Below are 12339 nucleotides of genomic sequence, written 5' to 3' on the forward strand. Positions count from 1 at the left end.
AACTATGAAACAGATTATTTTTAGTCTCATGATTTTCGGCCTTTTGATAGGTTGTAAAAAAGAACCTAACAAGCAAACCATCCAGGAAAAAGATGCTGCGGATTTAATTATTGAATCCATAGTAGTCCCAGAGTTCCCAAATAATAATTTTAGCATTATGGATTACGGGGCTGTCGGGGACGGAAAAACGGACAATACCCAGGCCATAAAAAATGCAATCTTGGCTTGTGTTGAGGCAGGAGGCGGAAAGGTTATTATTCCAAGTGGAAAGTTTTTAACAGGCCCAATTCACCTTAAAAGCAACGTGAATCTTCATCTTGAAAAAGGTGCTGAGGTATTGTTTACCAGAGATAAAAAAGCATACCTGCCCGTGGTTCGAACCTCCTATGAAGGTGTAGAGCTTATGAATTATTCTCCAATGATTTATGCCTATCAACAAAAAAACATAGCGGTTACCGGGAAAGGAACATTTAACGGTCAGGCTGGTAAGGATAACTGGTGGCCATGGAGTGGTGCGCAGCGCTATGGTCATAAAAAGGGAGATCCACATCAAAGGGATTCTGTAAATCTTCCAAGGCTTAGAAAAATGAACGAAAATGCTACTCCGGTAGAGGAACGAATTTTTGGTCAAGGCCATCATCTACGTCCAACATTCTTTGAACCATTTGATTGTGAAAACGTTCTTATAGAAGGTGTTACTTTTATCAATGCACCCTTCTGGGTTATGCACCCAATTAAGTGTACCAATGTAACCGTCGATGGAGTCACCGTAAGTAGCCATGGTCCTAATAACGACGGTTGTGATCCGGAGTACAGCAAAAATGTACATATCAAAAACTGTATATTCGACACCGGAGATGATTGTATCGCCATTAAATCTGGTAGAAATGACGAGGGCCGAAGAGTGAATATACCTAGTGAAAACATTGTGATTGAAAACTGTATCATGAAAGACGGCCATGGCGGTGTTGTAATGGGTAGTGAAATCTCTGCAGGTGTACGTAATGTGTATGTCAGAAATTGCAAGATGGATAGTCCTAATTTGGATCGCGCAATTCGCATCAAAACAAACACCTTAAGAGGAGGCTTTGTAGAAAATGTCTTTGTGAAGAATATTGAAGTAGGTCAAGTCAAAGAAGCATTTTTGAAAATTAACACCTACTATGCGATTTATGACAAACAAGAAGGGGAACATATCCCAAGGATAGCAAACATTCATATCGAAGACGTTACTGTTGAAAACGGAGGGAAATATGGAATTTTGATTCAGGGACGTGAAGAAAATCCTGTGAAAAATGTGAGCTTTAAGAATGTGACAATAAAGAAGGCTAAAATGCCAATGCTCATTGAAAACTCTGAACCTATTCAATTTACAAATACCACAATTAGTGGTCAAAAATACTAAGTTCCAAGTATGAGATTCAACCTTATTCCCCTTTGCTTTTTAAGTTTAGTTTGCGGTATATTCCAGTTGGTAAATGCGCAAAACCCATATCAATCTAACGTCTGGCAGAGTGATCAGGGTGACGGGACGTACAAGAATCCTATTTTGTACGCCGATTATTCTGATCCTGATGTGATAAGAGTAGGTGAAGATTATTATATGACGTCTTCAAGCTTTAATTGCGTTCCTGGACTCCCGATCTTGCATTCCAAAGACATGGTGAACTGGCAGTTGGTGAATCATGCCTTGCCTGTTCAAGTTCCACAGGATCATTTTAAAGCAGTTCAACACGGAAATGGCGTTTGGGCACCGAGCATTCGATTTCATAACGAACATTTTTATATCTATTGGGGTGATCCTGACTTTGGTATTTATATGGTCAGGACAAAAGATCCTTTTGGCCGGTGGGAACCACCAGTGCTTGTAATGGAAGCCAAAGGCGCTATCGATCCTTCACCTTTATGGGATGATGATGGAAACGCCTATCTAGTTCATGCATGGGCAGGGAGCCGTGCCGGGGTGAAAAGTTTGCTAACCGTTCACCGTATGAATGAAGAGGGAACTAAGGTATTGGATGCGGGTAAACATGTTTTTGATGGACATGATGCACACCCTACTGTTGAAGGTTCTAAATTTTACAAGCGGAATGGCTATTATTATATATTCGCTCCTGCGGGTGGTGTTGCCACGGGATGGCAGTTGATTTTAAGATCAAAAGACATCTATGGGCCATATGAAGAAAAAATAGTATTGGAACAAGGGAGCACTGCAGTTAATGGACCGCATCAGGGTGCTTGGGTAGACACCCCTGATGGGACTTCGTGGTTTTATCATTTTCAGGATGTAGATCCCTATGGTCGTCTAGTACATTTACAACCCATGCAATGGAAAAACAATTGGCCGGTGATGGGCGAAGATTACGATGGAAATGGTATTGGAGAGCCTGTTACACAACACAAAAAGCCATTGAGTAATGTGAATGATCCCAGGCAACAACCATTTGAAACCGATGAATTTGACTCGGATAAGTTAGGGTTACAATGGCAATGGCAGGCAAATCCAAACGTATTGTGGAGCGCACAAATTCGCGGAACCACATATTTAAGATTGTTTGCTATTAAAACTTCTGAAGATGCGAAAAATCTATGGACAGCACCTAACCTCCTATTACAGAAATTTCCGGCACCTGAGTTTACAGTGACTACCAAAGTAAGCTTGTATCCAGAAGAAGCAACTTTTGGTAAAAGAGCGGGATTGATTGTGATGGGTATGGATTATGCAGCCTTAAGTATTGTTTATGATCAAGGGCAATATTACATCCAACAATCAGAAAGTATTGGAGCCATTGAAGGCGAAAAAGAAGTGGTCTTGGATAAGAAATTAAGCAAATCAAATCAGGTCTATTTTAGGGTACAAGTCGTTGGCCCTAAAGGAGTATGCCAATTTAGTTATAGCGAAAATGGTAAGAGATTTAAAGCCATCGGAAAACCATTTTATGCCCAACCGGGAAAATGGATCGGTGCTAAGGTGGGTGTTTTTACGATAAGCTCCCCCGCGGCTAAACGCGGCGGATATGCTGATTTTGATTGGTTTAGGGTAGATTAACACAGAAAATCATTTTTAGTTTTGGAATATTGGGATTAATTCCATTGCTTTAAGTGTTAATTAAACACCAATAAAATGAATACTATCAACCCACTAAAGAAATTATTTTTTATAGCATTTATGCTAGCCGTGTCTACATCTTATGGGCAGCAATATCCCTTTCAGAATCCTGATTTAGACGATTCAGTTCGTGTAGCGGATCTTGTTGGGAGACTTACTGTTCAGGAGAAAATTGACCAATTGTTATACACCTCTCCTGCCATAGAGCGATTAGGTATTCCGGAATACAATTGGTGGAATGAATCTCTACATGGAGTTGCAAGAGCTGGTTACGCTACAGTGTTTCCACAATCAATTACCATTGCTGCGGCTTGGGATAGCGACCTTCTAAAGGAAGTTGCTGACGCGATATCGGATGAGGCTAGAGCAAAACATCATGAATACCTTAGACGTGGACAACATGGGATCTACCAAGGGCTTACCTTTTGGTCACCCAATATCAATATTTTTAGAGACCCTAGATGGGGGCGAGGACATGAGACCTATGGGGAGGATCCTTATTTAACCGGAGAGTTAGGGATTGCTTATGTTAAAGGTCTTCAAGGGGATGATCCTAATTATTTAAAGCTCGTGGCAACAGCCAAGCATTTTGCTGTCCATTCAGGACCTGAACCTCTTAGACATGAATTTGATGTGAGTCCCAGTAAACGTGATTTATGGGAAACATATCTCCCTGCATTTCGTGCCTTGGTAAAAGAAGGTCAGGTACAGTCAGTAATGACCGCTTACAATCGTGTATACGGAGAAGCGGCAAGTGCTAGTGATACCCTTTTCACTATCTTAAGAGATTACTGGGATTTTGACGGTTATGTAGTTTCAGATTGTGGTGCGATTACAGATATTTGGAAAACCCATAAGGTTGCAAAGGATGCTGCAGAAGCATCGGCTATGGCAGTCATCGAAGGTTGTGACTTGAATTGTGGTAATTCGTATGAAAAACTTAGTGAGGCTTTCGAGCAAGGTTTGGTTACTGAAAAAGATCTAGACGTGGCACTAGGCCGCTTAATTGAAGCTCGTATCAAACTAGGTATGTTTGATCCACAGAACCTAGTACCTTATGCAAAGATCCCGTTTAGTGTCAACACTAGTGAAAAACACAATCAATTGGCACGAAAAGCTGCCCAGGAGAGTATTGTGCTTTTGAAAAATCAAGATGATTTATTACCGCTTTCTAAGAATTTAAAAACAGTAGCGGTTATAGGACCTAATGCTGATAACGTGCAATCCTTGTGGGGAAATTACAACGGCGTACCTAAGGAACCGGTTACTGTTTTACAAGGAATCAAGAAAGCCCTTCCTTCTGAAACAACTGTTTTATATGAAGAAGGAAGCCCCTTAGCCAATGGGATACCTAGTATGGAAATCATTCCTTCTCAGTACCTCAGTACTGAAGATGGAGCTCAAGGATTAACAGCGCAATATTACGATAACACCAATTGGGAAGGAACTCCAGTAATTGATAAGGTGGATTCAACCATTGATTTTCAATGGGATATAGAAACACCGGATCCCCGCTTGAAAATGGGTGATTACAGCATTCGTTGGAGCGGTTATATCACCCCTCCAAAAACAGGAACCTACTCTTTTAGTGATTGGGGGAAACCATTTATGGAATTTGAGATCGCCAGCCAGATTAAAGGAGGTGGAGATCACCAACATCACCCTACCATTATCACCAAGGATATTTATATGGAGAAGGGTAAGAAATACAAAATTGAAGTAAAGTACAATAACTACTATGGAAATTCTACAGCAAAAATGTTATGGGGAGCTCCTAAAGAACATCAGTTAGAAAAAGCGGTAGAGGCTGCAAATAAAGCTGAAGTGGTGGTCTTGGTATTAGGACTTAACGAGCGCCTGGAAGGTGAAGAAATGAAAGTAGAAGTAGAAGGTTTCGCAGGAGGTGACCGTACAGCTTTAAAGTTGCCTGAAGTTCAGAGAACACTTATTAAAGAGATTGCTAAAACTGGGAAACCTATTGTTTTAGTACTACTCAATGGAAGTGCAATTTCAATAAATTGGGCTGCGGAGAATGTCCCGGCTATTATGACTGCTGGATACGCAGGGCAACAAGGAGGTAATGCGGTTGCAGATGTTTTGTTTGGAGGGTATAACCCGGCAGCAAGACTTCCGGTTACCTACTATAAATCTGTTGATGACTTGCCTGATTTTGAAAACTATGATATGGAGGGTAGAACCTACCGTTATTTTGATAAAGAACCACTTTATCCTTTTGGTTATGGACTCAGCTATACAACATTTGACTATTCAAATTTTAAACTACCCTCCAAAATAGGGATGAATCAACCAATACAACTCAGCGTTGATGTAACCAATACTGGTGCTCACGATGGTGATGAGGTGGTTCAGGTATATATCACAGATGAGAAGGGTAGCACACCAAGACCTATTCGTGAATTGGTCGGCTTTAAACGTATTCATTTGAAAAACGGAGAGCGACAAACAGTTGAATTTATCATCGAGCCTAGACAGCTTTCTATGATAGACAGTAATGGAGATTTGGTCATCGAGCCCGGTGTGTTTAGCGTTAGTGTCGGTGGAGAGCAACCTGGATTTAAAAAGGAATTAAGCTCAAAATCAACTACAACAATGTCTAAAAAGATTAAGTTGATTGGATCCAAAGTAAACTTAGAGTATTAAAATTATGGGAAACATTAGGAAGCGTGTTATAGTATTTAGAATTTTCCTAATTGTTTCCTGTTTTATGGGGTCATTCGCCTGTTCAGCACAAGAGAATGACCCTATTTCTATCTACCTCATTGGTGATTCTACCATGGCGGACTATAGTGATAACTATGAGCCCGGAAAGGATTATATGGAGACCAGGTATCCCATAACCGGATGGGGACAGGTATTCCAACCCTTGTTTACCAAAGAGAGTTTGGGGTCACTCACAAGCTTTATAAAATGTGATAGTGTTGTGGTTCAGGATAGAGCTCGCGGAGGAAGGAGTACACGAACTTTTTTTCAAGAAGGTCGATGGCGGGCAGTGTATGAGGTATTAAAACCAAATGATTTGGTATTGATGCAATTTGGTCATAATGATGCCGCCAAAACCAAACCTGAGCGTTACGTGGACATTGAAGGTTATAAAGAATTTCTGCGACTTTTTGTTTCTCAAACCCGTCAAAAAGGGGCCATTCCGATTATTCTCACGCCGGTTCCACGGAATTACCCATGGGAAAATGGCGTATTAAATGACGTCCACGGGGAATATGATCTTGCTCCTAAAGAGGTAGCATCCGAATTGGGTGTTGCACTGATTGATCTGAATGCTTTGACCAGAGCTGAGTTTACCAAAAAAGGAAAAGCTTATGTTAGCGAAAATTATTTTATGAACCTACCTCTCGGCGTATATAAGGCCTATCCGGAGGGTGAAGATGACAACACCCATTTTCAAGTTGAAGGAGCCAAGGTGGTAGCTCAAATTGTTTTTGATGCCTTAACAGAATTATCAAAAGAAATTATTTCACCAAAACCCTACACCATTGCGACCACCTATGCTAAATTAAAGAAAGAATATCCCCAAATACGTCCTGTCACCCCACTGGAAAACCCTAAGAGTATTACTGTTAATAACATTCCTTACAGGGAAACGGCACAGCAAACCTTACTAGCAGATGTATTTATACCAAATTCCGGGAAAACAGAGTATGGCGCTGTATTACTTATTCATGGTGGTGGATGGATCTCAGGAAGTAAAGAGAATTTAAAGCCCTTAGCTCAACGGCTTTCGGAAAATGGTTATGTGGCTGTTAGTGTGAACTACAGTCTAAGTACCCAGGCAGAATTTCCTGCTGCGGTTATTGATTTAAAAGAGGCCGTTAAATGGATGCGGGCACATTCAAAAGAATTTAAAATAGATCCGGATCGCATTGCAATACTCGGTGCCTCTGCAGGGGCACAGTTAGCCACTTTAGTAGGAATGAGTTCTTCGGATCCTTTATTTTTTGACGGAAATAAAAAGTTTAGTGATAAGGTGCAAGGGATTATTAATATTGATGGAATTACGTCTTTTATTCATCCTGAAGCACAGGAAAGTGAAATCGCAGGAAAGTGGTTAGGAGGACTTAAAGATGAGAATTATAAAAATTGGAAACTCGCCTCTGCTCTGGAATATGTCGATAAAAATAGCCCACCTATTGTGTTTATAAACAGCTCGCAAGATCGCTTTCATGCGGGGAGGGATGATATGATCCAACAAATGGAGGCTTATCAAATTTACACGGAAGTTCATACTCTCAAACAGAGCCCTCATTCATTTTGGTTGATGCACCCATGGTTTGAACCAACCTTAGAATATTGTTTAAGGTTTTTGAATCGAATATGGTGATTCCTTGGATTTACTTCACCTTAAATGCAGTTCTAGTGAAAAAAATTAAAAAAACTTCAAGTTTGATTGTATAAAGTGGAACAACATATTCGATTTAGAATTATATTTGCGCACTTTTTAATTTGCACCTATGGCAGAGTTGTTTGATCAACTTGAATTTGTGGAAGATCCATTATTTGAAACCATTATTAATGATCTTTTACAACAGAATTACAGTGTGATAGATAACTTCTTTACAGAAGATGAAGTCGTATTGTTAAGAAATTCACTTTTAGTTAAATACCAAGAAGATAGTTTTAAAAAAGCCGCTATTGGAAGTAAGTTTGACGAGCAAATTGTAAGTGCGGTACGAGGTGATTTTGTATTGTGGATGGAGGAAGGCCGTGCTAATCCTACGGAAAGGTTATTTTTCGATAAGATCAATAGCATGGTCAATTATCTAAACAAAACTTGTTTCCTTGGAATTTTACACAAAGAATTCCACTATGCGGTATACCCAAAAGGCACTTATTACAAACGACATTTAGATACTTTTCAAAATGACGATCGGCGAAAATTATCATTAGTTTGTTACCTGAACGATTTGGATTGGAAGGAGGAAAACGGAGGTGAATTGGTAATTTATGCTAAGTCGCCAATTGTCTTACACCCTTTGCCGGGACGTATTGTGATTTTTGAGAGCCAGGTGTTAGAACATGAAGTCAAACCTGTGTTGGCATCAGAACGCTATAGCATTACGGGTTGGTTAAAGACGCGATAGCAGGCAATTGTCTTTTATTTTTTAAAGCGCTCTAAGGCTTTCTTTGTGAATTCTGAAAGCACCAAAGTCCCAGAAGTTTCAGCTTGTTGTAGAAGGAAGGTATCCCAATGATCTGTTCCTTCCCAAAGGGACTTTTTCACGGCAGTCAAAGCCAAGGGATTATAGGAGGCTAAGTGAGAGGTGAAAATGTCTACTTCCTTATCTAAATCTTTTTGTGTTTCAAAAACTCTAGCGAAAAGACCTTTTTCTTTGGCCCAATAGGCATTTTTCCATTGCGTAGGATCCAAAGTAAGTTCTGCAAGCCCACTGACGCCTATTTTGTGTTTTACCACAGGAGCGATAACAAAGGGTCCTATTCCAATGCTGAGTTCAGAGAGCTTAACAGATGCTGATTCTGCGGCTAATGCATAATCACAAGCAGCGATTAAACCAACACCACCACCAACAGATTTTCCCTGTATTCGTCCAATAATAAGTTTGCTACAACTACGCATCGCATTGATGAGTTTGGCAAAACCACTAAAGAAAAGCATGCCCTCTTCTTTGTTAGAAATCGCTATTAGTTCATCAAAAGATGCTCCTGCGCAGAAAGTTTTATCGCCTTCGCTTTTCAGTAAAATCACGGATACGTCTTTATGCTCCGATAATAAATTGATTTCATTGGTTAAGCGTTCTAGTAAAACACCTGGAAACGAATTGCTGGCAGGATGACCAAATTCGACGGTCGCTACTTTATTGTCAATTGATGTGTACAAGCTTCCATTTAAACGATCTGTGCCCATAGTGGTTGAATTATTGTTTGTATCAAATTTAAGTATTCTAGATGGCATTCACATATTTTCTCTTGAATTTGATCACCAGTGCAATAGATCTCACGAGCATCCAAACAAAGAAAGCCACCCATATCGCATGCAATTTCCAACCTATAGAATCAAATAAGAGCAAGGTAGGGGTGAAACCTAGAAAGGTAGCTGCTAACAAGACATTTCTTAAATACACTGCTTCACCTAGCCCTTTAAAGATACCGTCAAACATAAAGGCAATAGCATTGACAGGTTGCATGAGTAGTACAATCCAAAACGCTGAAGAGAAAAGTGCCAATACAACCTCTTGTTTGTTGAATAATAGTCCGATGTTATCGTAAAAGACAGCGCAAACTCCCATGAGAATTAGAGCTATTATAATGGCATATTTGGAGATATCTATACTTAAAAACCATAACTTTTTGTATTGCTTTGCACCGAGTAATTTTCCGGAGATGGCATTTCCTGCATTAGCATAACCATCGATAAAAAATGAGAAGAACAGCCATATGTTCATCAGTACACTCTGTGCCGCTATGTAGGTGTCGCCATATCCAGTGGCATAGGCATTGGCTAAATAAATGGCAAAGTTCAGTGATGCAGCTCGGACGAATAAGTTCAGACTCATTCCCAGGAGTCTTTTCATTTGAGGATTGATTTTAAGCCGCAAAGACAAACCAAAAGGAGTTTTGGTGAAAAAGAAGTACAACGCCATTAGAAGCATGACTAATTGCGCAACCAAACTAGCATATGCTGCCCCTTTAATGTGCATAGATGGAAAGACTCCATCAATACCATAAACCAAGGCATAATCGAGAACAACATTAATCACCGCACCGGTAATACTGCATTTCATGGCCCAAAGGGTGTTTTGTAAACCTCTAAAAACTCCAAAAATAGCAAAGGTGACTAAAGTAAGCGGATAGCCAATTGCGCGTATGGTATAATATTCTTTAGCATAATCTAGGAGCTGCCCTTCGGCATTATAAAGACTAAAAATTTCTTCAGCCAGTAAACTGGTACTGATGTATATAATAATACTAAGAATAAAATTAAAGGCAAGTGCCTGTGGGATCAGTGTCTTAACGGCGTTTAAGCGGTTTGATCCAAGGTGCTGAGAAACAATTGCAGAAATCGCAGTTTTTGTTTGTGCAACAATCCATATAATGGCGGATAAAAAAGAGCCTACGATACCTGCAGCCGCCATGGCTTCGACAGGATTCTCCTTTACATTACCAATAACCGCAATATCTGTCAGCGAAATTAAGGGCTCAGCTATCCCTGCAATGATAGCAGGGATGGCGAGTTGATTGATCTCTTTAAAGCTTATTTTAGTTTTTCCCATACGTTGCCTCCCCGAAATTCAAGCAATGGTCAGATTTTAATTTTTTTATGTAAATTTAAATGCAAATGTACTGAAGCAAAGTACAACATAACACCAAACCTTAATTTTTACCCTTTATGAAAAATGTCTTAGTTCCAATTGGTACCTCAGCTAACGCCGTTAACACATTACAGTACGCTATCGATTTTGCTGAATTTATGGGTTCAAATGTGTATGTAATGCAGGCGTTTACCCTGGTCACTAAAGCTGGAAGTCTTGCCAATGTGGAAAAGATCGTTGCCGAGTCCACCACACATCAGTTGGATGAGATTGTCAGTCAAGTAGACAAGAGAGACGTATCTGTGACTATTACGGCCTATAACGGCGATGTGGTCGATGGTGTTAGGGCTGTTGATGAGCAATACGGTATTGATCTTATTATATTAGAACCCAAAACGACCGATATTCGGGAGGAAGTATTTTTAGGACATACCTCCGGTAGTATTATTAAACAAACCAATATTCCCTCGCTTATCATTCCGGAAGGAAATACATTCCATGCTTATAAAAATGGATTGGTTGCATTTAAATCAGGGATTGTCAATCACGAGTCGATCCTTGATACTTTAATACAGTTTAAAAATGCATTTAAACTGTATTTAAACCTATTATTAGTTAAAACACCCCGTTATAAGCCCGAAGATTTAGTCTTAAATCCAATCTTAGAAAGTTTGAGTGATTCACTTCAAACCACTGAAAACACTACTACTTTCGAAGGTGTGCTCGAGCATATTCAGACCAATCACCCCGACATTTTAATTGTTTTTAGAAGAAAACGTGGATTTTTTACCAAGTTATGGGAAAAAAATATAATTTTGAAGCGCGAATTTAGATGCTCAATTCCATTACTGGTATTAAGTGTGAAAAAATAAGCAAAGCATAATTTTGATAACAAAATAGCTTTTCGGGGCATTAGCTCAGCTGGCTAGAGCGCTACACTGGCAGTGTAGAGGTCATCGGTTCGACTCCGTTATGCTCCACATAAGAAACCCGTAAGCACATAAAAATAAGTTGTTTACGGGTTTTTTGTTTTTTTGAAATGTACGATTTCAGTATGATTGGACTTACATAGGAAAAGCAAATAGGGACAATTAAACTGAAACTAAAATCAGCAAACTTCTTTCTATCAATTCTCATATTTTAGAAAACAATAACATCGCTTATTTTCTTTGATGGGTTATATATTTTACCTTTAACAAAAAGAAATTTTATGGAATTAAAAGGAAAAGTTGCCTACATAACCGGAGGCACAAAAGGTATTGGTTATGGCGTGGCCAAAGTATTGTTAGATCAGGGAATGCGAGTTGCCATTAGCGGCCGAAACGCTGAAGATGCTAAAAAAGCAGCTGCATCACTAGGAGGTTCAGATGTTGTGCTTGGATTCGGATCTGACGTTGGAGTATTGGAAGATGAAATCAATGCTGTAAAGCAAATCCTTGCAACTTGGGGACAACTCGATTTAGTATTAGCCAACGCCGGTGTTGGTCATTTTGCGCCTATAGACGAGCTTGAGACTGATAAATGGAAGCAGATGATAGACACGAACCTCAACGGAGTCTACCATAGCTTAAAAGCCTCCGTAGAGGCCTTAAAAGCTTCGAAAGGGTATTATATCACCCTAGCCAGTTTAGCAGGAACGAACTTCTTTGCCAATGGAGCAGGTTATAATGCTTCTAAATTTGGAGTGGTTGGATTTACACAAGCAGCTATGATTGATTTACGTAAATACGATATCAAGGTTTCAACTATTATGCCCGGTTCTGTTTCCTCTCATTTTAATGATAATGATCCTACAGATTCTGATGCTTGGAAAATTCAACCTGAGGACCTTGGTGACCTGGTGGTAGATTTATTAAAGATCAACCCAAGAACACTACCAAGTAAAATTGAGGTACGTCCTTTGCGACCGGACAAAAAATAAGCGTTCTA

Annotated in this window: 9 protein-coding genes and 1 tRNA gene; 8 read left to right on the forward strand and 2 right to left on the reverse strand. The window is 39.7% G+C overall.

The window, feature by feature from the left end:
- Positions 1 to 4 precede the first annotated feature (4 nt).
- The 5 genes from ACN0TV_RS12625 to ACN0TV_RS12645 all read left to right on the forward strand — a co-directional run bounded on the left by ACN0TV_RS12625 (position 5) and on the right by ACN0TV_RS12645 (position 8223).
- Positions 5 to 1405, forward strand: coding sequence for a glycoside hydrolase family 28 protein (locus tag ACN0TV_RS12625; RefSeq protein WP_417363281.1), 1401 nt, complete (start codon positions 5 to 7; stop codon positions 1403 to 1405).
- Between the two features lie 9 nt (positions 1406 to 1414).
- Complete coding sequence (locus tag ACN0TV_RS12630; protein WP_417363282.1) at positions 1415 to 3049, forward strand: glycoside hydrolase 43 family protein; 1635 nt, start codon at positions 1415 to 1417, stop codon at positions 3047 to 3049.
- A gap of 75 nt (positions 3050 to 3124) precedes the next feature.
- On the forward strand, positions 3125 to 5770 hold the full coding sequence (locus ACN0TV_RS12635) for a glycoside hydrolase family 3 C-terminal domain-containing protein (RefSeq protein ID WP_417363283.1): 2646 nt from the start codon (positions 3125 to 3127) through the stop codon (positions 5768 to 5770).
- 4 nt (positions 5771 to 5774) lie between these two features.
- On the forward strand, positions 5775 to 7463 hold the full coding sequence (locus ACN0TV_RS12640) for an alpha/beta hydrolase fold domain-containing protein (protein ID WP_417363284.1): 1689 nt from the start codon (positions 5775 to 5777) through the stop codon (positions 7461 to 7463).
- A 130-nt stretch (positions 7464 to 7593) separates the two neighbouring features.
- Entirely contained in the window at positions 7594 to 8223 is a 630-nt protein-coding gene (locus tag ACN0TV_RS12645) for a 2OG-Fe(II) oxygenase (protein ID WP_417363285.1), read from the forward strand.
- Between the two features lie 14 nt (positions 8224 to 8237).
- On the opposite strand, the gene ACN0TV_RS12650 is transcribed toward ACN0TV_RS12645, so the two are convergent.
- Together ACN0TV_RS12650 and ACN0TV_RS12655 are read right to left on the reverse strand one after the other, a co-directional pair.
- Positions 8238 to 9005 (reverse strand): enoyl-CoA hydratase/isomerase family protein, encoded by a 768-nt coding sequence (locus tag ACN0TV_RS12650; RefSeq protein ID WP_417363324.1) that lies wholly within the window; start codon positions 9003 to 9005, stop codon positions 8238 to 8240.
- 37 nt (positions 9006 to 9042) lie between these two features.
- Positions 9043 to 10371, reverse strand: a complete 1329-nt coding sequence (locus ACN0TV_RS12655; protein ID WP_417363286.1) for an MATE family efflux transporter — start codon at positions 10369 to 10371, stop codon at positions 9043 to 9045.
- Between the two features lie 116 nt (positions 10372 to 10487).
- On the opposite strand from ACN0TV_RS12655, the gene ACN0TV_RS12660 reads away from it, so the two are divergent.
- The 3 genes from ACN0TV_RS12660 to ACN0TV_RS12670 all read left to right on the forward strand — a co-directional run bounded on the left by ACN0TV_RS12660 (position 10488) and on the right by ACN0TV_RS12670 (position 12331).
- Complete coding sequence (locus ACN0TV_RS12660; RefSeq protein WP_417363287.1) at positions 10488 to 11282, forward strand: universal stress protein; 795 nt, start codon at positions 10488 to 10490, stop codon at positions 11280 to 11282.
- A gap of 34 nt (positions 11283 to 11316) precedes the next feature.
- Positions 11317 to 11390: transfer RNA gene (locus ACN0TV_RS12665), tRNA-Ala, on the forward strand.
- Between the two features lie 230 nt (positions 11391 to 11620).
- The gene (locus tag ACN0TV_RS12670) at positions 11621 to 12331 is read left to right on the forward strand and encodes an SDR family oxidoreductase (RefSeq protein WP_417363288.1); all 711 of its coding nucleotides are present in this window, start codon (positions 11621 to 11623) and stop codon (positions 12329 to 12331) included.
- Positions 12332 to 12339 lie beyond the last annotated feature (8 nt).

This window comes from Galbibacter sp. (genome assembly GCF_048266365.1).
Lineage (GTDB): Bacteria > Bacteroidota > Bacteroidia > Flavobacteriales > Flavobacteriaceae > Galbibacter.

Excerpts from the sequence above, each read along its gene's own strand:
- ACN0TV_RS12625 (WP_417363281.1), top strand. The coding sequence starts at position 5 with ATGAAACAGATTATTTTTAGTCTCATGATTTTCGGCCTTTTGATAGGT.
- ACN0TV_RS12630 (WP_417363282.1), top strand. The coding sequence starts at position 1,415 with ATGAGATTCAACCTTATTCCCCTTTGCTTTTTAAGTTTAGTTTGCGGT.
- ACN0TV_RS12635 (WP_417363283.1), top strand. The coding sequence starts at position 3,125 with ATGAATACTATCAACCCACTAAAGAAATTATTTTTTATAGCATTTATG.
- ACN0TV_RS12640 (WP_417363284.1), top strand. The coding sequence starts at position 5,775 with ATGGGAAACATTAGGAAGCGTGTTATAGTATTTAGAATTTTCCTAATT.
- ACN0TV_RS12645 (WP_417363285.1), top strand. The coding sequence starts at position 7,594 with ATGGCAGAGTTGTTTGATCAACTTGAATTTGTGGAAGATCCATTATTT.
- ACN0TV_RS12650 (WP_417363324.1), bottom strand. The coding sequence starts at position 9,005 with ATGGGCACAGATCGTTTAAATGGAAGCTTGTACACATCAATTGACAAT.
- ACN0TV_RS12655 (WP_417363286.1), bottom strand. The coding sequence starts at position 10,371 with ATGGGAAAAACTAAAATAAGCTTTAAAGAGATCAATCAACTCGCCATC.
- ACN0TV_RS12660 (WP_417363287.1), top strand. The coding sequence starts at position 10,488 with ATGAAAAATGTCTTAGTTCCAATTGGTACCTCAGCTAACGCCGTTAAC.
- ACN0TV_RS12670 (WP_417363288.1), top strand. The coding sequence starts at position 11,621 with ATGGAATTAAAAGGAAAAGTTGCCTACATAACCGGAGGCACAAAAGGT.